The sequence below is a fragment of the Streptomyces sp. NPDC058758 genome (assembly GCF_042746075.1).
Taxonomy (GTDB): Bacteria; Actinomycetota; Actinomycetes; order Streptomycetales; family Streptomycetaceae; genus Streptomyces.
Genome location: NZ_JBHYPS010000005.1, coordinates 217,467 through 244,101, shown reverse-complemented (window position 1 = coordinate 244,101; position 26,635 = coordinate 217,467). Strand labels below are relative to the sequence as shown.

Here is a 26,635-nt window from a genome sequence, read left to right as displayed (position 1 = left end):
GCTCAGGCCCGCCGGACGATCCCGAGCCGCTGGGTGGCCCGGGTCAGCGCCACGTACAGGTCGTTCGTGCCGTGCGGGGCGCCGGCCCGGATGCCGTCCGGGTCGACGACGAGGACCGTGTCGAACTCCAGCCCCTTCGCCTGGCGGGGGTCGAGGAGGACGACCGGCCGGGTGAGGTCGGGCTTCTCGCCGTACGAGGCGTCGGGGAGGGCCGCGACCAGCGCGGGGAGCAGCTCCGCCGGGGCGATCACGGCGAGGCGGCCCTCGGCGCCGCGCTCGGCGGCGACGGCGTCGGCGGTCTCCTTCACCGGGTCCTCGACGGTCCGGTCCCACGGCTCGACGCCGGTGGAGCGGACCGAGCCGGGCGGCTCGAAGGCGGGGTCGTCCTCCCGGCGCACGGCGGCGGCGACCGCCATGATCTCGGCGGGCGTGCGGTAGTTGACCCCGAGCCGCACGTGCTGCCAGCGGTCCTCCACGTACGGGGTGAGGATCGCGTCCCAGGCGCCGACGCCGGCCGGGTCGCCGGTCTGCGCCGGGTCGCCGACCAGGGTCATGGAGCGGGTGGGGCTGCGGCGCATGAGCAGGCGCCACTGCATGGCGGACAGCTCCTGCGCCTCGTCCACGATGATGTGGCCGAAGGCCCAGGTGCGGTCGGCGGCGGCCCGTTCGGCGGCGGTGCGGTGGTCGGCCTCCTCCTGCCGCTCGGCGAAGCGCTCGGCGTCGATGATGTCGTGCGCGGACAGCACCTCGGAGGCGTCCTCGTCGAGTTCCTCCTTGTCCTCGAACTCGTAGGTGCGGGAGGCGAAGGAGACGTCGAGGACGCCCTGCGCGTACTGCACCTGCCGCTGCCGCTCGGCCTCCTGGGCGGCGCGGGCGGCGGAGTCGTCGTGGCCGAGGAGTTCGGCGGCCTCGTCGAGGAGCGGCACGTCGCCGGGGGTCCACGGGCCGCCGTCGCGGCGGATCGCGTCGGCGTCCTCCTCGGGGAGGTGGGTGGGGTCGGCGAGGTAGTCGGCGAGGAAGTCCTCGGGGGTCAGTTCGGGCCAGAGGTCGTCGATGGCGGCGTGCACGTCGGGGTTGGCGGCGATGCCCTTGGCGAGCAGGGCGATGTCGTCGGGGCCGAGGAAGTTGGGGCCGCCGTACGGGTCGGCGCCGATCCGGTCGGCGAGCTGCGCGGCCAGCGCGTCGAGGATCCGGAAGGCGAAGTAGGGGCGGGCGAGGTTGTGCGGGAGGGCGGTCTCGCGGGCCTTGTGGCGGGCCTCCAGGGCCATGTCCCAGTCGATGACGAGGTCGCCGTCCTCGTGCGGGACGACCAGCGGCTCGCCGCGCTCGGGGACGCGCTGGCGGTCGCGTACGGCCTCCGCCAGGGCGGCGGCCATCCGGAGGTCGCCCTTCACGGCGGCGGCGCGGGCGGTGTCGGCGCCGGTGGCGCGGACGCCCGGGTACAGCTCGCCGGGGGTGGCGAGGAGGACGCCGGTCTCGCCGAGCGAGGGCAGGACGTTGCCGATGTAGCCGAGGAAGGCCGGGTTGGGGCCGACGATGAGGACGGCCCGCCTGGCCAGCTGGTCGCGGTGGGCGTAGAGGAGGTAGGCGGCGCGGTGCAGGGCGACGGCGGTCTTGCCGGTGCCGGGGCCGCCCTCGACGACGAGGACGCCGCGGTGCGGGGAGCGGATGATGGCGTCCTGCTCGGCCTGGATGGTCTGCACGATGTCGTGCATCCGGCCGGTGCGGGCGGCGTCGAGCGCGGCGAGCAGCACCTCGTCGGCGTCCCGGCCCTCGTGGCCGGAGCGGCTGCGGTCGGCGAGGTCCAGGACCTCGTCGTGGAGCGAGACGACCTCGCGGCCCTTGGTGGTGATGTGCCGGCGGCGGGTGAGGCCCATCGGCTCGTGGCCGGTGGCGAGGTAGAAGGGGCGGGCGACGTCGGCGCGCCAGTCGACGACGAGCGGGGTGCGCTGCGGGTCGTCCTCGCGCAGGCCGATGCGTCCGATGTGGTGGTCGCGGCCGTCCCGGAAGACGAGCCGGCCGAAGCAGAGCCCGGTCTCGCCGGCGTCGAAGGCGGCGAGCAGCCCCGACTGCTCGGCGACCAGGATGTCCCGCTCCAGGCGCGACTGCGCGCTTCCCGTCCCGGGGGCCCTGAGGGCCTCGCCGACGGCGGCCTCGGCCCGGTCCCTCAGGTCGTCGAGCCGCGCGTAGAGCGAGGTGATGAATTTCTGCTCGTCCCGAATTGGCTCGGTTGACAATTCGACTCCCAGCGCGATACAGTGCCTTTAGTGAAATGCTCCGCGAATTCGCTCGACTAATCGTCGGACAGAGACACGGAATTCACCAATATAGGCGCCGCACCACCCCGACTGTCAAATTCAGCCGGGGTTTTTTCGTGCCGTGACGGCGTGGTGCCGGCGGGCGGTCACGCCGTTCCGGTGTGGCGCAGGATCTCCTCCGCGAGCGGGGCGTGGACCTCGGGCGGCAGGGCGTGGCCCATGCCGGGGACCTCCGCGAGGCGGGCGCCCGGGACGACCTGGGCGAGGTGCGCGGCGTGCGGGGGCGGGGCGACCGGTTCGGCCGGCGCGGAGATCACCAGGACGGGCACCCGCGCGGCGGCCAGCTCCTCGGTGCGGAGCAGGCCGGAGGCGTCGGCACGGGCGTGGGCGGTGGCGGGCCGGTGGTGTCCGGTGTGGGCGATGATCCGGCGCTCCTGCGCCCGGAACCAGTCCGTGTCGAAGGGGAGCGCGTCGCCGGCGAGGGCCCGCCAGTGCGCGACCCGGTGGTCCAGCTCCGCCTCCCGGTCCCGGTCCTCCTCGGGACGCGACCAGAACTCCAGGAGGTGCGCGGCGGGGCCGGGCAGCTCCTCCGCCGGCACGCGGGTCCCGTCGGGGCGGACGTAGGGCGCGGTGCTGAGCGCGGCCGTGCCGATGACGGTGGCGCTGCGCAGCCGGTCCGGGCGGTCGGCGACCAGCAGCTGGGTGAGCAGTCCGCCCAGCGACATGCCGACGACGTGGGCCCGCTCGATCCCGTACGCGTCCAGGACGGCGACGGCGTCCTCGGCGAGCCGGGACAGCGGGTAGGGCCTCTCGTCGAAGGCCCAGGTGGAGCGGCCGGTGTCCCGGTGGTCGTACCGGATCACCCGGGGGCGGGCGGCGAGCAGCGCCACCAGCTCGTCCGGCCAGGTGAGCCCCGAGGCCTGCGCGCCCATGACCAGGAGCAGCGGGGGCCGGCCGGCGTCGCCGTGCTCCTCGGCCCAGAGCCGTACGCCGGGCTCCACGTCCACGTACCGTTCGCGCGCCATGCCGGTTCCCTCTCCGCGAGTTCAACAAGACGAGACGTATCGTATCGTCAAGCCCCCGGGAGAGGTCAAGGACCGGCCCCCGCAGGGGCCGGCGAGGCGCTTGCGAGGCGTCCGGGGCCAGCCTCTTGTGGAAGTGGACGTCCTCCGCGCCGCCCGGGATGCCGAGCAGCCCGCCCCAGGACCAGGCGGTGAGCCCGCCGGCGGTCTCGCCGGTCTCGGGGTCGCGGGCCCGCACGGACAGCTCGCCCTGGTCCGCCGCGGTGGTCCCGGTGGCCGCGCAGTCGTACGCGTCGAGGCCCCGGTCCAGGAGCTTCGTCAGGTCGGGGTCGTGGTCCCCGACGGTCAGGCCGGGCTCTTCGTGATCATGCTTCATGGGGCCGGGTCCGGCACGGGACCCCGTACCGCGGCTCAGTCCAGGACGTCCGCCAGCTCCTGGCGCAGCCGCCGCTTCGGCCGGGCGCCGACCAGGGACTTCACCGGCTCGCCGGCCTGGAAGACCATCAGGGTGGGGGTGGCCAGGACGCCGTAGCGGGCGGTGGTGGCGGGGTTGTGGTCGACGTCGATCTCGACCACCCGCAGCCGGCCTTCCTCCTCCGCCGCGAGCGCGGCGAGCACCGGCTTCAGCTGCCGGCAGGGGCCGCACCAGACCGCCGTGAACTGCACCAGGACCGGCGGCCCCGCCGCCAGGACGTCGGCCGCGAAGTCCGCGTCCGAGGTCCCGGTCACCGTGGCCGCCGGGGTGGTCGGGGCCACTGGAGCCGCCGGGGTGGTCGTGCTCCGCGTCTCGCCGTTCATGTCCGTCACTCCTCCGTGTACGCCGTCGTCGCCGCCCCCGTGCCCAGCTCGCACCTCGGCGCGGGCCCCCGGGCCAGTTCCGCCTCGGCCCTCAGCAGCTGGACGGCCACCTGGTCGCGCACCCCCTGGAGCCGGCCGAGCAGCGCGTCCAGCTCGCCGAGCTTGCGGCGGTAGACGGCCACCGACGCAGGACAGGAGTCCCCCGCCGGATGCCCGGCCCGCAGGCACTCGACGAACGGCCGGGTCTCCTCCAGCTCGAACCCGAAGTCCTGGAGGGTCCTGATCTCCCGGAGCAGCCGCAGGTCGCTCTCGTCGTAGACGCGGTGCCCCCGGTCCGTGCGCCGGGCGGGCAGGAGGCCGCGCGACTCGTAGTACCGCAGAGTCCGCGTGGTCGTCCCGGCCCGCTCGGCCAGCTCTCCGATGCGCATGCCGACGAACGTACGCGTTGACGCCGACGTCAGGGCAAGGGCGGCGTCACGAGACGGGGGCGGCGGCCCGCAGCAGCGGCAGCACCTCCGCCTCCTCGTACGCGAAGTGCGCCTCCAGCTCCGCCCGCAGCCGGTCGAACTCGGGGCGCAGGTCCCCGGGCTCGGTCTCGTCGACCCGGGCGAGCAGCTCCCGCAGCCCGTCGAGCGCGCGCGAGACCCCCGCGTGCTCGGCGCGCAGCCGCTCGAAGGCGTCGGCCTTCTCGGGGAACTCCCGGGCCAGGTAAGGGAAGAGGCCCGCGTCCTCCCCGCCGTGGTGGTGGGCGAGGCCCGTGCAGAAGGTGAGGCAGTGGCGGCGCAGCTCCACCGTGAGCTCGGCCGCGCCCGGTGCGGCGAGGCCGTCGGCGAGGGCGGCCAGCTCGCCGCGCAGCCAGTCGTGGACCTTCACCAGTTCGTCGGCGAGGGCGTCGAGCCGGTTCGGCGGGGTGTAGTCGGAGACCGGGATCCGGTGGAGGACGACGACGGGCAGGACCCGGTCGGTGACCCTCTGGTAGTCGGCGTACCCGGGGGCGGCGGCCACGACCTTCGCGAAGAGCGCGTCCCGCTCGGTGCCGGTCGCGGCGACGGCGGTGGCCTGCCAGGTGTCGATGCCGGCCTCCGTGGCCACCTCGACGGTCACGGTGGGGTTCGCCAGGACGTTGCGGTACCAGTCGGGGTGGCGGTCGGAGCCGCCGGCCGAGCCGACGACGAGGAGGCGGTCGCCGTCCTCGACGAAACCGAGCGGGGTGGTGTGTTCTTTTCCGGACCTGGCGCCGGTGGTGGTGAGGAGAAGGAGCACCCATCCCTCGAAGGGGCCGCCGAGGCGTCCGGCGTTGGTACGGAATTCTTCGATGATCGGGGCGTTGAAGTCGAGAGGCAAGAAAGCCGTCCCTACTGTTCTCTTGCCTCCATGTCTCCGCTTTCGAGCGCGGACCGACACGCGACGCGAGTGGCCTCATTGCACATGGAGGCCCTTGACGACGTCAAGGGCCTTTTTCCGCGGGCGGGTTCCTCCCGGTGCCCGGATCCGGCTCAAGGCCCGGGTCCCGGGAGGAGGTTCGTGGGGGTCAGACGCCGGCGCGGGCGCGCTCCTCGCCCTGGTCGCGCTGGTCCGGTACGTCTCCGGGGCCGGCGGCCGGAGAGGGGCCGGCGTGGTCGGCGTGCTCGGCGTGGTCGGCGTGCTCGTCGAGGAGTGTCTTCTCGTCGAAGGGGAACTTCCCCGCCAGGACCTCGGTCACCCGTGTCCGGTCGATCTCCTTCGTCCAGGTGCCGACGAGGACGGTGGCGACGGCGTTGCCCGCGAAGTTGGTGAGGGCGCGGGCCTCGCTCATGAAGCGGTCGATGCCGACGATCAGGCCGACGCCGTCGACCAGGTCGGGGCGGTGCGACTGGAGGCCGCCGGCGAGGGTGGCGAGGCCGGCGCCGGTGACGCCGGCGGCGCCCTTCGAGGCGATGACCATGAAGACGAGGAGGGAGATCTGCTCGCCGACCGAGAGCGGGTCGCCCATCGCCTCGGCGACGAAGAGCGAGGCCATCGTGAGGTAGATGGCGGTGCCGTCGAGGTTGAAGGAGTAGCCGGTGGGGACGGTGATGCCGACGACCGGCTTGGAGACGCCCAGGTGCTCCATCTTCGCGATGAGGCGGGGCAGCGCCGACTCGGAGGAGGAGGTCGAGAGGATCAGCAGGAACTCGCGGCCCAGGTACTTCAGCAGGGACCAGATGCCGACGCCGGCGACCAGCCGCAGCAGCGTGCCGAGGACGACGAAGACGAAGAGCGCGCAGGTCAGGTAGAAGCCGATCATGATGACGGCGAGCGACTTCAGGGCGTCGAGGCCCGTCGCGCCGACCACGGCGGCGATCGCGCCGAAGGCGCCGACCGGGGCCGCCCACATGATCATGGAGAGGATCCGGAAGACCAGCCGCTGGATGTGCCCGATGCCGCGCAGGACCGGCTCGCCCGCCGACCCCATGGCCTGGAGCGCGAAGCCCGCCAGGAGGGCGACGAGCAGGGTCTGGAGGACCTCGCCCTCCGTGAAGGCGGAGACGAGGGTGGTCGGGATGATCCCGAGCAGGAAGTCGGCGGTGCCCTCGCTCGCGCCCTTCGCCTGCTGGGCGCCGGCCTCGGCCAGCTCCTTGGTGAGGTGGAGGCCGGAACCGGGCTCCAGGAGGTTGCCGACGACGAGGCCGATCGCGAGTGCGACGGTCGACATCACCAGGAAGTAGCCGAGCGCCAGGCCGCCGACGGCGCCGACCTTGGCGGCCTTGCGGACCGAGCCGACGCCCAGGACGATCGTGCAGAAGATGATCGGCGAGATCATCATCTTGATGAGGTTGACGAAGCCCGTGCCCAGCGGCTTCAGCTCGACGGCCACGCCGGGGGCGAGGAAGCCGACGCCGATGCCGAGCAGGACGGCGCCGATCACGGCCAGATACAGGTAGTGGGTGCGGTCCCGGCGTGCGGCCACGGGGTCCTCCTCGCGCTGATGGGGGTGTCCACGTCCCGGTGGACTCCGCGACTATCCATCAGCACGTGACCGCGGTCACCGTTGCGTGCGTTTCGTTCACGGCCGAAACGTCACGGGTCCGCCGGCGGTCCGTGGCCGCGTTCCGCGGGGAGGGAACGATTCGGGAACGCAACGCGCCGGAGCAAATCCCGGCGTGCACACTTGCTCGCATGCGCATCCCGCTCCTCCGCCCCCTCCCCCGGCCCCGCAGCCTGGCCGGACAGCTCTTCGCGATGCAGGTCGTGCTGATGGCCGCGGTCGTGGCGGGCTGCGCGGTCTTCGCGTACGTCACGGACCGCGCGCAGGCCGAGGAGACCGCCCGCCGGCAGTCCACGGCGACCGCGACGGCCGTCGCCGGCTCGCCGTCCGTGGTGGCCGCCGCCCGCTCGGCCGCGCCGTCCGCCGCGCTCCAGCCGTACGCGGAGGAGCTGCGCCGGCGGGCCGACGTGGCCTTCGTGGTGATCATGGCGCCGGACGGCACGCGGTGGACCCACCCGGAGCCCGACCGGATCGGCGCCCACTACCTCGGCCACATCGAGCCGGCGCTGCGCGGCGAGACCTTCTCCGAGACCCACCTCGGGACCCTCGGCCCGTCGGTGCGGACGATCACCCCGGTCCTCGACGGCGGCCGGGTGGTCGCGCTGGTCTCCGCCGGGATCACCATCGAGCGTATCAGCGCGCAGGTGCGGGAGCAGGTGACCGCGCTGCTCGGGATGGCGGGCGCGGCGCTGGCGCTCGGCGGCGCCGGCACGTACGTGATCAACGCCCGGCTGCGGCGGCACACCCACGGCATGAACGCCGGCGAGCTGAGCCGGATGCACGACTACCACGAGGCGGCGCTGCACGCCGTGCGGGAGGGGCTGGTGATGCTCGACGGGCGGCGCAGGATCGCGCTCATCAACGACGGGGCGCGCGAACTGCTCGGCCTGGACGAGGGGGTGATCGGCCGGTCGGCCGCCGACCTCGGCCTGCCGGCGCCGCTGACCGGGGCGCTGCTCTCCTCGGAGCCCCGGGTGGACGAGACGCACCTGACCGACGACCGGGTCCTGGTCGTCAACACCCGCCCGGTGGTGGGCGGGGAGCGGCGCGGCACCGTGGTGACGCTCCGGGACCGCACCGAACTCCAGTCCCTCTCCGGCGAGTTGGACTCGCAGCGCGGCTTCACGGAGGCGCTGCGCTCGCAGGCGCACGAGGCGGCCAACCGGCTGCACACGGTGGTGTCGCTCATCGAACTCGGGCGGGTGGCCGAGGCGGTGGAGTTCGCCACGGCCGAGCTGGAGCTGGCGCAGGCGCTCACCGACCGGGTGGTGGACGCGGTCGGCGAGCCGGTCCTCGCGGCGCTGCTGCTCGGGAAGGCGGCGCAGGCCAACGAGCGGGGCGTGGAGCTGACCCTGACCGAGGACAGCCGGATCGACGACGGGCTGCTCCCGCCGGCCCTGGAGCCGAGGGACCTCGTCACGGTGCTGGGCAACCTCGTCGACAACGCGGTGGAGGCGGCCGGCGGCACCCCGCGGGCGCGGGTGACCGTCACGGTCACGGCCCGTGCGGGCGACGGCGAGCTGCTGCTCCGGGTGGACGACAGCGGCCCCGGCGTCCGCTCCGCCGACCGGGAGGCGGTCCTCGGCCGCGGCTGGTCCACCCGGGGCCCGGGCCGCGGTCTGGGCCTGGCCCTGGTGCACCAGGCCGTCACCCGCGCCGCCGGCACCCTCGCCCTGTCCGAGAGCCCGGAGGGCGGTGCCCGCTTCACGGTCCGGGTGCCGCTGCCGCGCCGGGGCGGCGGGACCGGTGTGCGGGACGGGGAGCGGGAGGGGGGCGCCCGGTGAGCGGGGCGCAGGAGATCCGGGTGCTGGTGGTCGAGGACGATCCGGTCGCCGCCGACGCGCACGCGCTGTACGCGGGGCGGGTGGAGGGCTTCCGGGTGGTCGGGGTCGCGCACTCGCGGGCGGCGGCGGTGCGCCTGCTCGACCGGCTCCCCGTCGACCTGATCCTGCTCGACCTCTACCTGCCGGACGGACACGGGCTCGCGCTGCTGCGGGCGCTGCGGGCCGCCGGGCACGGGGCGGACGTCATCGCGGTGACCTCGGCGCGCGACCTGGCGGTGGTGCGCGAGGGGGTGTCGCTCGGGGTCGTGCAGTACGTCCTCAAGCCCTTCGCCTTCGCCACGCTGCGGGACCGGCTGGTGCGGTACGCGGAGTTCCGGGGCGCGGCCGGGGAGGCCTCCGGGCAGGACGAGGTGGACCGGGCGCTCGCCGCGCTGCGCGCCCCGCACCCGGCCGCCCTGCCGAAGGGGCTGAGCGGCCCGACGCTGGAGGCGGTCACCCGCACCCTGCGCGAGGCGCCGGCGGGGCTGACCGCCGCGGAGGCGGGCGCGGCGGTGGGCATCTCGCGGATCACCGCCCGCCGCTACCTGGAGCACCTGGTCACGGAGGGCCGTGCGGTCCGGGCCCCGCAGTACGGCCAGATCGGCCGCCCGGAACTCCAGTACCGCTGGCGCGGGGCCGCACGCTGACCCGGGCCCGCCGCCGGAGCGGAGCCCGTACCCCTCCGGGAACGGCGGCCCGGAGCCCGTACCCCTCCGGGAATCGCAGCCCGGGGCCCCGCGCGTTGACCGGACGTCACGCACCGATTACCGACCGGTTCCCACCTTCCTACAGGCCGTGGCCTCGGATGAACGCACCGTAGCGAAAACCGGCCACGCGCACCTACCGTGGCGGGGTGCACCAACCCTCTCCTCCCTTCGACGCCCCGGCCGCGCGCCGTCTGCGCCAGGGGCTCGGCATGGCGCCGGGTCACGTCGCGTACGGCCTCCGGGCCCAGTACGGCCTTCCGATCGCCCCCGACACCGTCGCCGCCTGGGAGCGCGGCACCCTGCTGCCGAGCGAGCAGGAGCTGACCGCGCTCGCGGGCGTCCTGTGGTGCTCGCCGGCCGATCTGATCGCCGTCGCCTCCACGCTGCGGGAGCACCGGGTCGCCCGGGGCCTGTCCGTGGAGGAGCTGGCCCGGCGGGTCGGCGTCGCGGCGCACGTGTACGCCCGGATGGAGGACGAGGGCACCTGGAAGGGCACCGAGCGCCAGACGGCCGCCCTCGCCGAGGTCCTGGGGCTCGGCCCGCGGGCCCTCATCACCGCGACCGGCGGCGACGAGCGGCTCGCGGAGCTGCTGCGGGACGCGGCGACGACTCGCTGGCAGGCCTACGTGAAGCCGGCGGTGCGGATGCTGCCGCTGCCCCGGCGGGTGGTGGAGCCGGCGCTGGCGCGGCTGCACGCGGAGTACCACGCCCACATGGCGGCGACCTCCAGCTGGGGCGCCTCGGGGGCGACGGGCGACGAGGGCCGGGCGTACCTGGAGTCGGTCAACGACCACTTCTGGGCCGCGGTCGGGCTGTAGGTCCCGCGGAAGGAGACGACGGAGGTCCCGCCGCGCGGGACCTCCGTCCTGGTGTTCCGGGAGCGGTCAGAAGACCGACTCCGCCTCCCGGAAGCGGTCCGCCGGGACCGTCTTGAGCTGGGTGACGGCCTCGGCGAGCGGGACCATCTTCACGTCGGTGCCGCGCAGCGCCGTCATGTTGCCGAACCGGCCCTGGTGCACGGCCTCGACCGCGTGCCAGCCGAAGCGGGTGGCGAGGACGCGGTCGTACGCGGTCGGGGTGCCGCCGCGCTGCACGTGGCCGAGGATGACCGGGCGGGCCTCCTTGCCGAGGCGGCGCTCCAGCTCGTAGGCGAGGGCGGTGCCGATGCCCTGGAAGCGCTCGTGGCCGAACTGGTCGATCGCGCCCTTGCCGTAGTCCATCGTGCCCTCGGCGGGGTGGGCGCCCTCGGCGACGCAGATGACGGCGAACTTCTTGCCGCGGGCGAAGCGCTCCTCGACCATCTTGACCAGGTCGGCCGGGTCGAAGGGGCGTTCGGGCAGGCAGATGCCGTGGGCGCCGCCGGCCATGCCGGACTCCAGCGCGATCCAGCCGGCGTGACGGCCCATCACCTCGACGACCATGACCCGCTGGTGCGACTCGGCGGTGGTCTTCAGCCGGTCCATCGCCTCGGTGGCGACGCCGACGGCGGTGTCGAAGCCGAAGGTGCGGTCGGTGGACGAGATGTCGTTGTCGATCGTCTTGGGGACGCCGACCACGGGCACGCCCGCGTCGGACAGCATCCGGGCGGCGGTCAGCGTGCCCTCGCCGCCGATCGGGACGAGCGCGTCGAAACCGCTCTTCTCGACGAGCTCCTTGGCGTTGTCGCAGGCGGCGGCGAAGCGGTCGCGCTCCAGGCGGGAGGAGCCGAGGATGGTGCCGCCGCGGGCGAGGATGCCGCTGACGGCGTTGAGGTCGAGGGGGCGGTAGCGGCCGTCGAGGAGCCCGGCGTAGCCGTCCTCGAAGCCGATGACCTCGTCCCCGTAGTGGGTCACGGCCCGGTGCACGACCGACCGGATCACTGCGTTCAGGCCGGGGCAGTCGCCGCCTGCGGTGAGAACTCCGATGCGCATCGTGCTGTGTCTCCTGCTCGGTCGCGGTCCGTGTGAGCCGTTTCGATTCTCACACGCCCGATGCGTCCGGGCCCCTCGCCGCCGCTCCGCGCGTGCCGGGAACGGGTCCGTCCGGGGGTCTTTCGTCCCCCGGGCAGGGGCCTTCGTACGGCGGGCGGCGTACCCAGGTGCAGGGGTATTGTCAAGGGGGTAATGCCACCCCGTCGGCGTCTTTTCCGCGCCGGGGGTTGACGCAGGACGAGGGCCGGGCCCGACGACGGGCCGGGCCCTCGCGCAGGACGGCCCTTCCACGGGACGGGCCCCTTCCGCAGGACTGGACAGGAGACCGTGGCGTGACGCGCAGTGTGTACGTGACCGGGATCGACCGCGGGGACGGCCGCCAGGTCGTCGAGCTGGGAGTCATGGAGCTCCTCACCCGGCAGGTGGACCGGGTGGGGGTGTTCCGGCCACTGGTGCACGACGGCCCCGACCGCCTCTTCGACCTGCTGCGCACCCGCTACCGGCTCACGCAGGACCCGTCGACGGTCTACGGCATGGACTACCACGAGGCCTCCGCGCTCCAGGCCGAGCAGGGCACCGACGAACTCCTCTCCCGGCTGGTCGACCGCTTCCACGCGGTCGCCCGCGACTACGACGTCGTCCTCGTCCTCGGCACCGACTTCGCCGGCACCCAGGTCCCCGACGAGCTGGCGCTCAACGCCCGCCTGGCCAACGAGTTCGGCGCCTCCGTCATCCCGGTCGTCGGCGGCAAGGGCCAGACCGCCGAGTCCGTGCGGGCCGAGGCGCGCAACGCCTTCCGGGCCTACGACGGCCTCGGCTGCGACGTCCTCGCGATGGTCGTCAACCGGGTGGCGGCCGGGGACCGCGAGGCCATCGCCGAGCGGCTGACCGCCCGGCTCCCCGTCCCCTGCTACGTCCTCCCCGACGAGCCGGCGCTCGCCGCGCCGACGGTCGCCCAGATCACCCACGCGCTCGGCGCCACCGTCGTGCTCGGCGACGACGCCGGCCTCGCCCGCGACGCCCTGGACTTCGTCTTCGGCGGCGCGATGCTGCCGAACTTCCTCGCCGCCCTGACCCCCGGCTGTCTGGTGGTCACCCCCGGCGACCGGGCCGACCTGGTCGTCGGCGCGCTCGCCGCCCACTCGGCCGGTACGCCCCCGATCGCGGGCGTCCTGCTCACCCTGGACGAGCGGCCCACCGACGCGGTCCTCACCCTGGCCGCCCGGCTCGCGCCCGGCACCCCGGTGATCTCCGTCGCCGGCAACAGCTTCCCCACCGCCGCCGAGCTCTTCGCCCTGGAGGGCAAGCTCAACGCGGCCACCCCCCGCAAGGCGGAGACCGCCCTCGGCCTCTTCGAGCGGCACGTGGACACCGCCGACCTGCTGGGGCGGATCTCGGTGGCGCCCAGCGGCCGGGTCACCCCGATGATGTTCGAGCACGAGCTCCTGGAGCAGGCCCGGGCCGACCGGCGCCGGGTGGTGCTCCCCGAGGGCACCGAGGAGCGGGTGCTGCGCGCCGCCGACGTGCTGCTGCGCCGCGACGTCTGCGACCTGACCCTCCTCGGCGACGTGGAGACCATCCGCAAGAAGGCCGCCGACCTCAGCGTCGACCTGCGCGACACCCAGCTGATCGACCCGCAGACCTCCGAGCTGCGCGACTCCTTCGCCGAGCGGTACGCGGCGCTGCGCGCCCACAAGGGCGTCACCGTGGAGCTCGCGTACGACGTCGTCTCGGACGTGAACTACTTCGGCACCCTGATGGTCCAGGAGGGGCTGGCCGACGGCATGGTCTCCGGCGCGGTCCACTCCACCGCGGCGACCATCCGCCCCGCCTTCGAGATCATCAAGACCAAGCCGGACGCCTCGATCGTCTCCTCGGTCTTCTTCATGTGCCTCGCCGACAAGGTCCTCGTCTACGGCGACTGCGCGGTCAACCCGGACCCGAACGCCGAGCAGCTCGCGGACATCGCCGTGCAGTCGGCCGCCACCGCGGCCCGCTTCGGCGTCGACCCGCGGATCGCGATGCTCTCGTACTCGACGGGCACCTCGGGATCCGGCGCCGACGTCGACAAGGTGCGCGAGGCGACCAAGCTGGTCCGCGAGGCCCACCCGGCGCTGCGGATCGAGGGCCCCATCCAGTACGACGCGGCCGTGGAGCCCTCCGTGGCCGCCACCAAGCTGCCGGACTCGGAGGTGGCCGGGCAGGCGACCGTGCTGATCTTCCCGGACCTCAACACCGGCAACAACACCTACAAGGCGGTCCAGCGCTCGGCCGGCGCCGTCGCCGTCGGGCCTGTCCTCCAGGGCCTGCGCAAGCCGGTCAACGACCTCTCGCGCGGCGCCCTCGTCAGCGACATCGTCAACACGGTCGCCATCACGGCCATCCAGTCCCAGGTCCCCTCCCCGACCGAGGAGCTCCCCGCATGACCGGCACCCCCACCCGCGTCCTCGTCCTCAACTCCGGCTCCTCGTCGGTGAAGTACCAGCTCCTCGACATGGGCGACGGCAGCCGGCTGGCCCAGGGGCTGGTCGAGCGGATCGGCGAGGAGACCTCCCGGCTCGCCCACACCCCGCTCCGGGGCGGGGACGGCGCGAAGCGCGAGCGGACCGGTCCGATCCCCGACCACGCGGCGGCCCTCAAGGCGGTCGCCGAGGAGCTGGCGGCGGACGGGCTCGGCCTGGACTCCCCCGAACTGGCCGCGATCGGCCACCGGGTGGTGCACGGCGGGCTGCGCTTCACCGAACCGACGGTCATCGACGAGGAGGTCCTCGCCGAGATCGAACGCCTCGTGCCGGTGGCGCCGCTGCACAACCCGGCGAACCTGCTCGGCATCCGCACGGCCATGGCGATGCGCCCCGACCTGCCGCAGGTCGCCGTCTTCGACACCGCCTTCCACACCACGATGCCGGAGGCGGCGGCGCGGTACGCGATCGACGTGGAGACCGCCGACGCGCACCGGATCCGCCGCTACGGCTTCCACGGCACCTCCCACGCGTACGTCTCCCGGGAGACGGCGAAGCTGCTCGGCAAGGAGCCCGAGGAGGTGAACGTGATCGTGCTCCACCTCGGCAACGGCGCCTCCGCCTCGGCGGTCCGCGGCGGCCGCTGCGTGGACACCTCGATGGGGCTCACCCCGCTGGAGGGCCTGGTCATGGGCACCCGCTCCGGCGACGTCGACCCGGCCGTCACCTTCCACCTCAAGCGGGTGGCGGGCATGTCCGCCGACGAGATCGACGTCCTGCTCAACAAGAGGTCGGGGCTGGTCGGCCTCTGCGGCGACAACGACATGCGCGAGATCCGGCGCCGGATCGACGAGGGCGACGAGCGGGCCGCGCTCGCCTTCGACGTGTACATCCACCGCCTGAAGAAGTACATCGGCGCCTATTACGCGGTCCTCGGCCGGGTGGACGCGGTCGCCTTCACCGCCGGCGTGGGCGAGAACGCGGCGCCCGTGCGGGAGGCGGCGATCGCCGGCCTGGAGGAACTGGGCCTGGCGGTGGACGCCGACCTCAACGCCGTGCGGTCCGACGAGCCGCGGGTGATCTCGCCCGTGTACGCGCGGGTCGCGGTGGCCGTGGTGCCCACCGACGAGGAGCTGGAGATCGCCCGCCAGACCTTCGAACTGACCGGCGGAAAAGTTACTCGAACGACAAACGCCTGAGCGGGCCCGCGCCCATTTGTACTTTCCGCCAGCCGGAATATTCCGCAGTGAAACAAACCGATAGGATCCGCCTCATGCGCCGTTCCAAAATCGTCTGCACGCTGGGCCCCGCCGTCGACTCGTACGAGCAGCTGAAGGCTCTCATCGAGGCCGGTATGAACGTGGCCCGTTTCAACATGAGCCACGGGACCCAGGCAGAGCACCAGGAGCGGTACGACCGTCTCCGCAAGGCCGCCGCCGACACCGGCCGCGCCGTCGGTGTGCTGGCCGACCTCCAGGGCCCCAAGATCCGTCTGGAGACCTTCGCCGAGGGCCCGGTCGAGCTGGTCCGCGGGGACGAGTTCACCATCACCACCGAGGACGTCCCCGGCGACAAGTCCATCTGCGGCACCACCTACAAGGGCCTCCCGGGCGACGTCTCCAAGGGCGACCAGGTCCTCATCAACGACGGCAACGTCGAGCTGCGGGTCGTCGAGGTCGAGGGCCCCCGGGTCAAGACCGTCGTCATCGAGGGCGGCGTCATCTCCGACCACAAGGGCATCAACCTGCCCGGCGCGGCGGTGAACGTCCCGGCCCTCTCCGAGAAGGACGTCGAGGACCTCCGCTTCGCCCTCCGGATGGGCTGCGACATGGTCGCCCTCTCCTTCGTCCGCGACGCCAACGACGTCAAGGACGTCCACAAGGTGATGGACGAGGAGGGCCGCCGCGTCCCCGTCATCGCCAAGGTCGAGAAGCCGCAGGCCGTCGAGAACATGGAAGGCGTCGTCGCCGCCTTCGACGCCGTCATGGTCGCCCGCGGCGACCTCGCCGTCGAGTACCCGCTGGAGCGGGTCCCGATGGTGCAGAAGCGCCTCGTCGAGATGTGCCGCCGCAACGCCAAGCCCGTCATCGTCGCCACCCAGATGATGGAGTCGATGATCACCAACTCCCGCCCGACCCGCGCCGAGGCGAGCGACGTCGCCAACGCGATCCTGGACGGCGCGGACGCGGTCATGCTCTCCGCCGAGTCCTCGGTCGGCGCCTACCCGATCGAGACCGTCAAGACGATGTCGAAGATCGTCGTGGCGGCCGAGGAGGAGCTGCTCTCCAAGGGCCTCCAGCCCCTCGTCCCGGGCAAGAAGCCGCGCACCCAGGGCGGCTCCGTCGCCCGCGCGGCCTGCGAGATCGCCGACTTCCTCGGCGGCAAGGCGCTGATCGCCTTCACCCAGTCCGGCGACACGGCCCGCCGCCTCTCGCGCTACCGGACCCAGCAGCCGATCCTCGCCTTCACGACGGACGCGAACACCCGCAACCAGCTCACCCTGAGCTGGGGCGTCGAGTCCTTCCTCGTCCCCTTCGTCGACAACACCGACGCCATGGTCGACCTCGTCGACGCCGAGCTGCTCAAGCTCCAGCGCTACAACGAGGGCGACACCATGGTCATCACCGCCGGCTCGCCCCCCGGCGTCCCCGGCACCACCAACATGGTCCGCGTCCACCACCTGGGCGGCGGCGAACGCGACTGACGCCGCGAGGGCGGCTTCCGGTCCCCCGGACGGGGCGGTGCCCCGGTCCCGTACCAGCGCGGTACGGGACCGGGGCACCGGTCTCAGGTGGCGACCTCGACGCCGTCGGAGTTCCGGGCCCGGCCGGGTCCCGACCCGCGCTCGGCGGCGTGCGCCGGGGTGGTCCGCCCCGGCACGGCCGGAACCGCGGACAGCGGTGCGGGCCGCGTCCCCGGAAGGGGGCGCGGCCCGCGGCTGCCGTGCGGCTCCCCGAGGGGGACGGCGGTCAGATCGGCTCGATGGTGTTGCGGAGGTCCTCCACGTGGAGGTTGCCGCCGAACTGGCCGGCCTGCTTGAGCTTCACGTTGGTGAAGAAGACCGCCGGGATGTCCAGCGGGGGCGGCGACTCGGGGGCGAAGGTGATCGGGATGATGCCCAGGAGGTTGCCCTTCAGCTCCTCCGTGTACATCGTCACCGTGCCGCCGGTGATGGTCGAGGTCGAACCGTGCTTGGAGCGGACGTGGCCCTCGCGCCCCTCGGAGTGCTCGGTGATCTGGTGCAGGTCCTTGATGCCGACGTAGGTCGCGGTGAACTTCAGGACCTTCTTGACCTGGCCGCCGTAGGTCTTCACCTCGACGATGCCGTGGTACTTCAGGCCGCTGAGCGTGAGCAGCGAGGACTCCAGGCGCCACGGCGCGTCCGGCAGCAGCGGGATGCCGGGCTCCACCTCGGCGGCGGCGAGGGCCGCGTCGTCGCGCTCGGGGCACGGGAAGCGGGGCTTGGCGCCGTCGGGTATGTCGGTGTCCGGCTTGGCGTCCAGACCCTGGGCGCTCTCGGGCAGTTCCTCGGCCTTGACGCCGGCCTTCTCCGCGGCCTCCTTGATGGCGGCCTTGGTCGTGTCGGCCTCGGTGGCGGGGGCCTTCGCGGCCGGAGCCTCGGTGGCCGGGGCCTTCGTGGCCGGGGCCTGCGTGGTCGGGGCGTCGTCCGCCGTGGCCGCGCGCTGCTGCGGGGCGGCCGTCGTCGCCGACGGGGCCGGCGCCGGGCTCGTGGTGGCGGACGGGGTCGCCGTCGGCTCCTGCTGCGGGGCGAGTCCGCCGAAGAAGTCCTTGAGGGCGTCGCCGACGCCCAGCGGGTCGAGCGGGTTGACCGACTTCGTGGGCGTGGGCGTGGACGTGGCGGTGGGCGCCGGCGTGGCCTTCGCCGCCGTGTCGGCGGTGTCGGCCACGGCCTGCGCGCCGCCCTGCGCGGCGGCCGTGGCCGTCGCGGACGGGCTCGCCGTCGCGGTGGGCGTGGCGGTCGCGGACGGGGTCGCCGTCGGCTCGCCGGTCGGGTCGGCCGGCTTGGTGGCCGTCGCCGTCGGCTCCGGCTTCGCGGTCTCGGTGGCCTTCGCCGTGGGCGTGGCCGTCGTCTCCTCCGCCACCGGCTCGTCGGAGCGGGTCACGCAGGGGCCGGGCGCGAAGGGGACGTCCTTCTCGTCGGCCAGCGCGGGGCTGGGCGCGAGGCCCATGCCCATGAGCACCGCGGTCGGCATGGCGGCGAACGCCATGGCCTTGCCCGCCGGGCCCTGGATCCTGTTCAGCAGCGTCTTGCGCGGGGCCGCGTGGCGCGGCCCGCTCCTGCCGAGGCCCTGCTGGGTCTCGTCACCCCGCACTGTTCCTCCCGCCCTTGGCGTCGGTCGTCGTGTCGGTCGCCGGTCCGTACGCCTCGCGCGGCTCCGGGACTCCGGCCGCGAGGACCGCCCGGGTCTCGGCCTCGGAGTCGTACCCGGCCCCCTCGGAGGCCTCCGGCGCACCGTCGTGCTCCGCGTCGTCGGTCTCCTCGACCGGCGGGGCGGGTGCCCAGGCCGCGGACATGCCGCCGCCGATGAGGGCGAACAAGAACCCGATGACGAGACCGCCGAAGTTCGACACGGGGATGGAGACCAGGCCGAGCACGATCGTCGCGACGCCCGCGAAGACCCGGACGATGGGCTGGAACCACATCGTGAGGCCCAGCGTGAAGAGCAGGACGCCGATGATCAGCGCACCGGCTCCGGCGGTCGTGGCCATGGCCAGGGTGATGTTGCCGAGCCGCACGTCCCCGTACGGGAGGTAGGCGATCGGCAGGCTGGCGAGGATGGTGAACAGGCCCGCCCAGAAGGGCCGGGTCTGCCTCCAGACCTTGAACCGGTTCTCCTTGCGGACTTCGGGGGAGGCAGGGGTCTCGGCGCTCATGGAAACAGCTCCCTGGAAGCGGTGTTGCTGAGAAAGTGAAAAGACCGGGGCGGCCCCGGTGGAGGTGCGGGCCGCCGGAACGGCCCGCACCCCGGAGGACCAGGTCAGCCCTGGTAGCACTCCTTCTCGGTCCCCATGTGCAGGGAGAGGTTGAGGTCGGGGAGCTTGAAGGTGCCGGCCGTGGTGGCCCACGCCTTCTGCCGGACGTTGCTCAGCGTGGCGACGTCCGCGCGCTGGCCGAAGCCGTTCGGGTTGGCCTGGGTGTCGGGCTGGATGCCCTGGCCGCCCTCGGTCTTCGGCAGCGAGCCGGCCGCGACGCCGATGTCGATGTTGGTGAAGTCGGCGTCGGCCTCGAGGTACGAGACGTCGAGGTACAGGTCCTTGCCGTAGACCTTGTCCTCGTCCTTGCCGGTCTTCGCGGCGGCCTTGCCGGCCTCCAGGCGGAGGGTGATCGGACCGAGACCCGGAACCGGGGTCACGACCGACTGGCACATGTTGGTGATCTTCGCCGTGTCGAAGCCGGAGACCGCGACCGGAGCGTTCAGCGGCTTGCCGTCAAGGGTCTTGCCCTTGGCGATGCTGCCGTACTGGACGAACTCGGTGCCTTCGAGCTTGTCCGTCGTGACCTTGAACTCCTGGCCGGAGATCGCGAACGACGCGGCGAGCGCGCCCTGCGCCAGGCCGACACCGATCGCGGCCGTGGCCGCCAGGCTCGGGACCATGACGACGGCGAACCGCTTCCATCTGGTCCCGCCACGAACCTGGGACTTCATGAGAATCCTCCTTCTCGGACGTACATCTCCAAGAAGGGCCGGGGGCCCGTCCTGGGATGGGAGAAGAGCTACGTCCTCGGGAAGGAGAGCGCCGGAGCGTCCGGAGGCGCGAAGCGCGTCCGACTCACCGGCGATCACCCCCGAGCGACAACCATGTGCCGCGCGTGCGCGCGGCCCGGTGGACAGGTCCCGTCCGGTGGGAGCGGGAACCCCCCTGTCCGACGGCCGGCCGCCAGGGGCGCCGGCCCGCCCGGTGGGGACCCTCGCCGCGCTCCCCGGTGGTTGCCGGGGCGTGCGGTTCGGACCGAGCGTGGCCGATCGTGGTCCATTCCCGGCGCCCGCACAAGAGGTTCATTACTCGCTAGTAACGGATGCGTGACCGCGCCATGGCGCGATGCCGCCGAGCGGGTACGCAGGGTGGACTCCGCTGATGCGGAAAATCCGCTTATGGGAGGAGGAACCCGGACAGACCCACGGGTTCGATTTACTGCAAGTAACAGCGGCCGCGATTATCAAGATTTGGTAAAGCGCGGCCGCCGTTTGTCACCGTGTCGCCAAATCGCCAGGGGATCCGACGCCTTTCCCCGCCCTGAGCAGGCGCTCAGCCCAGGACCGGGAAGACGGGGCTCAGAACAGGACCCGCGCCAGCGCCTGACGGCCCGCGATCACCCGCGGGTCCTCCGGGCCGATCACCTCGAACAGCTCCAGGAGCCGCAGCCGCGCCGCGTCCCGGTCCTCGCCGAAGGTCCGGCGCACGGTCTCGACGAGGCGCCCGAAGGCGTCCTGCACGTGACCGCCCACCAGGTCCAGGTCGGCGGCGGCGATCTGCGCGGCGACGTCCGCCGGGTCGTCCGCCGCGTTCTTCCGCACCGTCTGCGGGTCCAGGCCCTGCACCCGGCTGAGCAGCTCGGCCTGGGCGAGGCCCAGCTTGGCCTCGGGGTGCGCCGGGTCGGCGGCGAGGACGTCCTTGTACGCCTGCACCGCGCCGGCCAGGTCGCCCGCGTCGAGCGCGGACATGGCCGCCTCCAGGAGGGCGTCGTAGGGGCCGGCGGCCGGGCGGGCGGGCGCGGAGGCGTCCGCGTCCCGGTCCACGGTGAGGCCGGTGAGGCCGAAGCGCTCCTCGCCCACCTGGATCAGCTGGTCGAGGGTCTCGCGGATCTGCGCCTCCGGCACCGCGCCCTGGAAGAGGGGCAGGGCCTGGCCGGCGACGACCGCGAAGACGGCCGGAATTCCCTGGATGCCGAACTGCTGCATCAGCATCTGGTTGGCGTCGACGTCGATCTTCGCGAGCAGGAAGCGGCCGTCGTACTCCACGGCCAGCCGCTCCAGGAGCGGGCCGAGCTGCTTGCAGGGCTCGCACCACTCGGCCCAGAAGTCGAGGACGACCGGGACCTCGGCGGAACGCTGGAGCACATCGCGCTCGAAGCCCGCCTCGTCGACGTCGATCACCAGGGCGGACGGCGGCACCGCCGCGGTCCCGCCGTGCCGGGCGGCCTCGGCGCGCGCCTGCTCCGCCTTCGCCTTGGCCTCTCCGGCCGCCTTCACCGCGGCGAGGTCGACGACGCCGCTCATGGACATGTTTCGGGGCTGCATGAGTACATCCTCCCCCTTCCGCGCGCGGATCCGGTAAGTCATGGCTGAACAGCGCCCTCCGCCGAGGGCGCCCTCCGCTCGCCGGGTCCCCACCCGGCGTCCTGCGTGGTTGTCGCTCGGGCCGCTCAAAGCCTTTCGCTACGGGTCGTAGCGTAATGGGACCGGCCCCGCCTGAGGGAGACCCGCACCGTGAACTGCCTCACATCACGCGCCCCTGGCGCCGTACCTACCGGCGGGTATGGTCGTCGTCCATGTGCAGCACCACCCCCCGCAACACCCGCACCGGCCGTCCCCGGTCCACCGAGGCCGACGCGGCCATCCTGGAGGCGACGCGCGCGGCCCTGGTGGAACTGGGCTGGTCCAAGCTCACGATGGGCGACGTCGCCACCCGGGCCGGCGTGGCCAAGACGACCCTCTACCGCCGCTGGGCGAACAAGAACGAACTCGTCGTCGACGCCGTCGCCGTCCTCTTCGACGAACTCGAACTGCCCGACCTGGGTTCCCTCCAGGCCGACATCGCGCACGTGGTCCTCCAGTTCGCGGCCCTCCTGGAGCGCCCCGAGACCAAGACGGCCCTGATGGCCGTGGTCGCCGAGTCGACCCGCGACGTCCCGCTGCGCGAGCGGATCCGCACCTCGATCGTGGACCGCCAGAAACGGCTGGTGCTCGACGGCCGCCGCCGGGCGCAGGAGCGCGGCGAACTGTCCGCGGACCCCGACCCGGTGACCGTGGACGCCCTCGACGACCTCATCTTCGACGTGGTCGCCGGCGCCGTGGTGCACCGCGCGCTGGTGAGCGCCGAGCCGGTCGACGCGGTCTGGGTGGCCCGCCTCTCGGCCCTCCTGGTGGGCGGCCTGGGCGGGGCGGCGGCGCTCGGCTAGCGTGCCCGTATGACCCTCCGTACGGACATCCGGCTCTCCGCGGCGGTACGCGCCCTGCTCGACGACGTGAACCACGCGGTGCTGGCCACGATCCAGCCCGACGGCTCCCCGCAGACCTCGGTGGTGTGGGTGGGCCGGGACGGCGACGACGTCCTGATCTCCAGCCAGGAGAACCGTCGCAAGGTCAAGAACGTCCGGGCCGACGCCCGGGTCTCCCTCACCCTCCTCGACCGCCGCGACCCGGACCGCTACACGGAGATCCGCGGCTCGGCGACGGTCGTCGAGGACGGCGGCCGGGCCCTGGCGGTGGCGCTGGGGGAGAAGTACGAGGGCGCGGAGGGCGGGCGGGAGTACCGGGAACTGCCGCCGGAGCAGGTCCGGGTGACGCTCCGGATCACCCCGGTGAAGGTGCTGGGTCCGGTCCGCTGACGCGCACGGACGAAGGGCCGGTACGGAGTCCCGTACCGGCCCTTCGCGCCCTCGCCGTACCGGCTCAGAAGCCCGCGGGCTCCACGTAGACGCCCCACTCGTCGCGGAGCACGTCGCAGATCTCGCCGAGGGTGGCCTCGGCGCGGACGGCGTCGAGCATCGGCGGGATCATGTTGGAGCCGTCGCGGGCGGCCGCCAGCATGGCGTCGAGGGAGGCGCGGACCTTCGCCTCGTCGCGCCGGCCCTTGCGGTCGCCGAGGACCCGGACCTGCTCCCACTCGACCTCGTGGCTGACCCGCAGGATCTCCAGGTCGCCGGTGACGGAGCCGTGGTGGACGTTGACGCCGACGACGCGCTTCTCGCCCTTCTCCAGGGCCTGCTGGTAGCGGAAGGCGGACTCGGCGATCTCGCCGGTGAACCAGCCGTCCTCGATGCCGCGCAGGATGCCGGAGGTGATCGGCCCGATCGGGTGCTTGCCGTCCGGGTGGGCGCGCAGTCCGCGCTCCTTGATCTGGTCGAAGATCTTCTCGGCGTCGGCCTCGATCCGGTCGGTGAGCTGCTCGACGTACCAGGAGCCGCCCAGCGGGTCGGCGACGTTGGCGACGCCGGTCTCCTCCATGAGCACCTGCTGGGTGCGCAGGGCGATCTCGGCGGCCTGCTCGCTGGGGAGCGCGAGGGTCTCGTCGAGGGCGTTGGTGTGGAGGGAGTTGGTGCCGCCCAGGACCGCCGAGAGGGCCTCGACCGCGGTGCGGACCACGTTGTTGTACGGCTGCTGGGCGGTGAGCGAGACGCCGGCGGTCTGGGTGTGGAAGCGCAGCCACTGCGCCTTGTCGGTCTTCGCGCCGTACACCTCCTTCATCCAGCGGGCCCAGATCCGGCGGGCGGCGCGGAACTTGGCGATCTCCTCGAAGAAGTCGAGGTGCGCGTCGAAGAAGAAGGAGAGGCCGGGGGCGAAGACGTCGACGTCGAGGCCGCGGGAGAGGCCGAGCTCGACGTAGCCGAAGCCGTCGGCGAGGGTGTACGCCAGCTCCTGCGCGGCCGTCGCCCCGGCCTCGCGGATGTGGTAGCCGGAGACCGAGAGCGGCTTGTACGCGGGGATGCCGGCCGCGCAGTGCTCCATCAGGTCGCCGATGAGGCGCAGGTGCGGCTCGGGCGGGAAGAGCCACTCCTTCTGCGCGATGTACTCCTTGAAGATGTCGGTCTGGAGCGTGCCGTTGAGCACGGCGGGGTCGACGCCCTGGCGCTCGGCGGCGACGAGGTACATGCAGAAGACCGGGACGGCGGGGCCGGAGATCGTCATCGACGTGGTGACGTCGCCGAGCGGGATGTCCTTGAAGAGGACCTCCATGTCGGCGGCGGAGTCGATGGCGACGCCGCAGTGGCCGACCTCGCCCAGCGAGCGGGGGTCGTCGGAGTCGCGGCCCATGAGGGTGGGCATGTCGAAGGCGACCGAGAGCCCGCCGCCGCCGGCGGCGAGGATCATCTTGTACCGCTCGTTGGTCTGCTCGGCGTTGCCGAAGCCGGCGAACTGGCGGATGGTCCAGGTGCGGCCCCGGTAGCCGGTGGGGTGGAGTCCCCGGGTGAAGGGGTACTCGCCGGGCCAGCCGATGCGCTCGAACCCCTCGTACGAGTCCCCGGGCCGGGGCCCGTAGACCGGCTCGACCGGGTCCCCGGAGAGCGTGGTGAAGTCCGCGTCGCGCTTGCGGGCCTTGTCGTAACGGGCCTGCCAGCGACGGCGGCCTTCCTCGATGGCGTCAGCGTCCATGCCTTCGAATTTACTAGGACGTCCTAGTAAATGTCGATGAGAAACCCCCGCACATCTGTGCGGGGGTCGGTGTCAGGCCTTGACCGGAACCGGCTGCGCGCCGCCGACCAGCGGCTTCACCTCGGCGACGACCCTGCGCTCGACGAAGAAGGCGGCGAAGGGGATCGTGCCGGAGAGCAGCAGCCAGACGATCTTCCCGAACGACCACCGGGCCTTGGAGCCCAGGTCGAAGGCGAAGACCAGGTAGATGATGTACAGGACACCGTGGAGCTGGGAGACCGCGAAGGTCAGGTCCTCGCCGGTGTCGAAGCCGTACTTGGCGACCATGCAGCCGCAGAGCACGAGCAGCATGACGGCGGTCACGTACGCCATGACGCGGTAGCGGGTCAGCACGCTGGATTTCATGCCGTCGAGCGTAACGGCAGCTTCCGGGGCGATCTTCGCGGGGGTCAGCCCTCGTCGAAGTCGTGCGCGGCGACCCGCAGCGGGCGCAGCAGGGCGAAGATCTCGGCGCACTCCTCGGCGTCGTACGCGCCGAGGCCGAACTCCATCTCCATCAGGTCGCGGGTGGCCGACTCGACCACCTCGCGGCCCTTCTCGGTGATGGAGGCCAGCGTGCCGCGCCCGTCGTTGGGGTTGGGGCGCTTGGCGACGAGGCCCGAGCGCACCAGGCGGTCCACCGTGTTCGTCACCGAGGTGGGGTGGACCATCAGCCGCTCGCCGATCTTCGACATGGTCAGCTCGCCCTCCTTGGAGAAGGTGAGCAGCACCAGCGCCTCGTAGCGGGCGAAGGTCAGCCCGTACGGCTTGACCACCGCGTCGACCTCGGCCAGCAGGATCTGGTGGGCGCGCATGATCGAGGTGATCGCGGCCATCGAGGGGACCGGACCCCAGCGCTTCTGCCAGAGCTCGTCGGCTCGGGCGATGGGGTCGAAGGGGAGACTGAGCGGCTTCGGCACGCGTCGACCTTACCGACTGGTCATATGGCGGTCAGCCCCGTCTCGCCCTTCGGTCGCCAGGAGGACGGCGAGGACCACGGTGGCCAGCAGGCCCGCGCCGGCGACGACGACGTGGACCGGGGCGAACTCGGCGGCGAGGCCCGCGCCCGCCATGCCGAGGCCCTGGACGGTCATCATGCCCGCCGTCATCAGGGTCATGGCCCTCCCCCGGCGTTCCTCGGGGACGGCGGCGACGAACCGGGCGTCGAGGCCGAGGGTGTACGCGCCGGCCGCGCCGGCCAGCACGAGGGCGAGCGCCGCGAGGGCGGGGCCGGGGCGGAGCGCGTAGAGGAGGAAGGGGAGGAAGCCGGCCAGGAGGAGCGGGGCGACGAGCCGGACGCGGGTGGCGGGGCGCAGGACGGCGCCGGCGAGGAGTTCGCCGGCGATGGCGCCGACGGGCAGGGCGCACATCAGGAGGCCGAGGGCGGCGGTGGAGACGCCCAGCTCGTCGGCGTAGGGGGCGGCGAGGGCCTCGGGGACGACGACGAAGAGCGGCGGCACCCAGAAGAGCAGCATCAGCCCCCGGATCCGGCGGTCGCGCAGCAGCGACCAGGTGGCGCCGGGCCCTTCGCGGGCCTCGGCGGCGCGGGCGGGGCGGCGGGCGGTGCCGAGGCGCAGCAGCAGGGCGGAGAGGAGGAAGGTCGCGGCGGTGAGGGCGATGGCGCCGCGGGCGGGGACGACGGTGAGCAGGACGCCGCCGACGCCGAAGCCGGCGAGCAGGGCGGACTGGGAGACGATCCGGAGCAGCGAGCGGCCGAGGACGAAGAGGTCGCCGTCGCCGAGGATGTCGGCGAGCGTCGCCATCCGCGTCCCCTGGAAGACGGGCGCGACGGCGGCGACGGCGCAGCGCAGCGCGAGGAGCCCGGCGACCGGGGTGGCGGGCAGCACCATCAGCGCGACGGCCCCGGCGCAGACCAGGTCGCAGACGACGAGGACCCGGCGGGGCGGGTGGCGGTCGGCGAGCCCGGCGAGGAGGGTGCCGCCGAGCAGGTAGGGGAGGAAGCCGAGGGCGAAGGTGAGGGAGGAGAGGAGCGGGGAGCGGGTGAGGTCGTAGACGAGGACGGTGAGCGCGAGCTCGCTGACGACGAGCCCGAGCAGCGAGAGCAGGTGCGCCCCGAACACCCACCGGAACTCCCGCACCCGAAAGACGGCGAGGTACCCGGAGGCCGGGACGGACGCGGGGGCGGGGGGCCCGGCGAGGTCAGAGGGCCCGGCGGGCGCGCACGCTCCGGCAGGGGGCCAGGCGGCGGAAGCGGCGGCCCGGGCGGAGGCGGGGTCCGGGACCGGGACGGAGGGCGCGGCAGGCGCGGCGG

The 26,635-nt window shown here is 73.3% G+C and carries 23 protein-coding genes; 8 read left to right on the top strand and 15 right to left on the bottom strand.

What is annotated here, in order from left to right; translation table 11 throughout:
- Positions 1–2 precede the first annotated feature (2 nt).
- The 6 genes from ACFW6A_RS09385 to ACFW6A_RS09360 all read right to left on the bottom strand — a co-directional run bounded on the left by ACFW6A_RS09385 (position 3) and on the right by ACFW6A_RS09360 (position 7,007).
- Positions 3–2,237 (bottom strand): HelD family protein, encoded by a 2,235-nt coding sequence (locus tag ACFW6A_RS09385; protein WP_386639629.1) that lies wholly within the window; start codon positions 2,235–2,237, stop codon positions 3–5.
- A gap of 167 nt (positions 2,238–2,404) precedes the next feature.
- Entirely contained in the window at positions 2,405–3,283 is an 879-nt protein-coding gene (locus tag ACFW6A_RS09380; protein ID WP_386639626.1) for an alpha/beta fold hydrolase, read from the bottom strand.
- A gap of 408 nt (positions 3,284–3,691) precedes the next feature.
- Complete coding sequence (locus tag ACFW6A_RS09375) at positions 3,692–4,078, bottom strand: thioredoxin family protein (protein ID WP_386639623.1); 387 nt, start codon at positions 4,076–4,078, stop codon at positions 3,692–3,694.
- A gap of 5 nt (positions 4,079–4,083) precedes the next feature.
- On the bottom strand, positions 4,084–4,506 hold the full coding sequence (locus tag ACFW6A_RS09370; protein WP_351841285.1) for a MerR family transcriptional regulator: 423 nt from the start codon (positions 4,504–4,506) through the stop codon (positions 4,084–4,086).
- A 46-nt stretch (positions 4,507–4,552) separates the two neighbouring features.
- Positions 4,553–5,422, bottom strand: a complete 870-nt coding sequence (locus ACFW6A_RS09365; RefSeq protein ID WP_351841287.1) for a nitroreductase/quinone reductase family protein — start codon at positions 5,420–5,422, stop codon at positions 4,553–4,555.
- Between the two features lie 187 nt (positions 5,423–5,609).
- Positions 5,610–7,007: a cation:dicarboxylate symporter family transporter gene (locus ACFW6A_RS09360; protein ID WP_386639620.1), complete on the bottom strand. Its 1,398-nt coding sequence runs from the start codon at positions 7,005–7,007 to the stop codon at positions 5,610–5,612.
- Between the two features lie 209 nt (positions 7,008–7,216).
- On the opposite strand from ACFW6A_RS09360, the gene ACFW6A_RS09355 reads away from it, so the two are divergent.
- From ACFW6A_RS09355 to ACFW6A_RS09345, 3 genes are all read left to right on the top strand, one after another.
- Positions 7,217–8,869 (top strand): ATP-binding protein, encoded by a 1,653-nt coding sequence (locus ACFW6A_RS09355; protein WP_351841291.1) that lies wholly within the window; start codon positions 7,217–7,219, stop codon positions 8,867–8,869.
- Complete coding sequence (locus ACFW6A_RS09350) at positions 8,866–9,555, top strand: response regulator (protein ID WP_351841293.1); 690 nt, start codon at positions 8,866–8,868, stop codon at positions 9,553–9,555. The genes ACFW6A_RS09355 and ACFW6A_RS09350 overlap by 4 nt, the downstream gene beginning before the upstream one ends.
- A 269-nt stretch (positions 9,556–9,824) precedes the next feature.
- Complete coding sequence (locus tag ACFW6A_RS09345; RefSeq protein ID WP_351841490.1) at positions 9,825–10,433, top strand: helix-turn-helix transcriptional regulator; 609 nt, start codon at positions 9,825–9,827, stop codon at positions 10,431–10,433.
- A gap of 66 nt (positions 10,434–10,499) precedes the next feature.
- On the opposite strand, the gene ACFW6A_RS09340 is transcribed toward ACFW6A_RS09345, so the two are convergent.
- Positions 10,500–11,525, bottom strand: coding sequence for a 6-phosphofructokinase (locus tag ACFW6A_RS09340; protein ID WP_351841295.1), 1,026 nt, complete (start codon positions 11,523–11,525; stop codon positions 10,500–10,502).
- A 332-nt stretch (positions 11,526–11,857) separates the two neighbouring features.
- Here ACFW6A_RS09340 and pta point away from each other — a divergent pair, with 332 nt between their 5' ends.
- The 3 genes from pta to pyk all read left to right on the top strand — a co-directional run bounded on the left by pta (position 11,858) and on the right by pyk (position 16,691).
- Positions 11,858–13,951 carry a phosphate acetyltransferase gene (gene pta / locus ACFW6A_RS09335; RefSeq protein WP_351841297.1) on the top strand — a complete coding sequence of 698 codons (2,094 nt, stop codon included), beginning with the start codon at positions 11,858–11,860 and terminating at the stop codon, positions 13,949–13,951.
- The gene (locus tag ACFW6A_RS09330; RefSeq protein WP_351841299.1) at positions 13,948–15,186 is read left to right on the top strand and encodes an acetate kinase; all 1,239 of its coding nucleotides are present in this window, start codon (positions 13,948–13,950) and stop codon (positions 15,184–15,186) included. Before pta ends, ACFW6A_RS09330 begins: the two co-directional genes overlap by 4 nt.
- A 74-nt stretch (positions 15,187–15,260) precedes the next feature.
- Positions 15,261–16,691: a pyruvate kinase gene (gene pyk, locus ACFW6A_RS09325; protein ID WP_351841301.1), complete on the top strand. Its 1,431-nt coding sequence runs from the start codon at positions 15,261–15,263 to the stop codon at positions 16,689–16,691.
- A gap of 265 nt (positions 16,692–16,956) precedes the next feature.
- Here pyk and ACFW6A_RS09320 read toward each other — a convergent pair whose 3' ends face one another.
- The 4 genes from ACFW6A_RS09320 to ACFW6A_RS09305 all read right to left on the bottom strand — a co-directional run bounded on the left by ACFW6A_RS09320 (position 16,957) and on the right by ACFW6A_RS09305 (position 21,249).
- On the bottom strand, positions 16,957–18,321 hold the full coding sequence (locus ACFW6A_RS09320) for a hypothetical protein (RefSeq protein ID WP_351841303.1): 1,365 nt from the start codon (positions 18,319–18,321) through the stop codon (positions 16,957–16,959).
- A complete protein-coding gene (locus tag ACFW6A_RS09315; protein WP_351841305.1) occupies positions 18,311–18,883 on the bottom strand; it encodes a DUF6114 domain-containing protein in 573 nt (190 codons plus the stop codon). Before ACFW6A_RS09315 ends, ACFW6A_RS09320 begins: the two co-directional genes overlap by 11 nt.
- A gap of 104 nt (positions 18,884–18,987) precedes the next feature.
- On the bottom strand, positions 18,988–19,656 hold the full coding sequence (locus ACFW6A_RS09310) for a DUF6230 family protein (RefSeq protein ID WP_351841307.1): 669 nt from the start codon (positions 19,654–19,656) through the stop codon (positions 18,988–18,990).
- Between the two features lie 627 nt (positions 19,657–20,283).
- The gene (locus ACFW6A_RS09305) at positions 20,284–21,249 is read right to left on the bottom strand and encodes a tetratricopeptide repeat protein (protein WP_351841309.1); all 966 of its coding nucleotides are present in this window, start codon (positions 21,247–21,249) and stop codon (positions 20,284–20,286) included.
- 251 nt (positions 21,250–21,500) lie between these two features.
- Here ACFW6A_RS09305 and ACFW6A_RS09300 point away from each other — a divergent pair, with 251 nt between their 5' ends.
- Positions 21,501–22,130 carry a TetR/AcrR family transcriptional regulator gene (locus tag ACFW6A_RS09300; RefSeq protein WP_351841311.1) on the top strand — a complete coding sequence of 210 codons (630 nt, stop codon included), beginning with the start codon at positions 21,501–21,503 and terminating at the stop codon, positions 22,128–22,130.
- Positions 22,131–22,139: 9 nt separating this feature from the next.
- Entirely contained in the window at positions 22,140–22,559 is a 420-nt protein-coding gene (locus tag ACFW6A_RS09295) for a PPOX class F420-dependent oxidoreductase (protein ID WP_386487003.1), read from the top strand.
- Positions 22,560–22,623: 64 nt separating this feature from the next.
- Here the strand turns inward: ACFW6A_RS09295 and ACFW6A_RS09290 are convergent, their stop codons facing one another.
- The 4 genes from ACFW6A_RS09290 to ACFW6A_RS09275 form a co-directional block, all read right to left on the bottom strand.
- Positions 22,624–24,324 carry a methylmalonyl-CoA mutase family protein gene (locus ACFW6A_RS09290; protein WP_351841315.1) on the bottom strand — a complete coding sequence of 567 codons (1,701 nt, stop codon included), beginning with the start codon at positions 24,322–24,324 and terminating at the stop codon, positions 22,624–22,626.
- A gap of 72 nt (positions 24,325–24,396) precedes the next feature.
- The gene (locus tag ACFW6A_RS09285; protein WP_351841317.1) at positions 24,397–24,729 is read right to left on the bottom strand and encodes a DUF3817 domain-containing protein; all 333 of its coding nucleotides are present in this window, start codon (positions 24,727–24,729) and stop codon (positions 24,397–24,399) included.
- A gap of 44 nt (positions 24,730–24,773) precedes the next feature.
- Positions 24,774–25,283, bottom strand: coding sequence for a MarR family transcriptional regulator (locus ACFW6A_RS09280; RefSeq protein WP_351841319.1), 510 nt, complete (start codon positions 25,281–25,283; stop codon positions 24,774–24,776).
- A 9-nt stretch (positions 25,284–25,292) separates the two neighbouring features.
- On the bottom strand, positions 25,293–26,444 hold the full coding sequence (locus tag ACFW6A_RS09275) for an MFS transporter (RefSeq protein WP_386639610.1): 1,152 nt from the start codon (positions 26,442–26,444) through the stop codon (positions 25,293–25,295).
- Positions 26,445–26,635 lie beyond the last annotated feature (191 nt).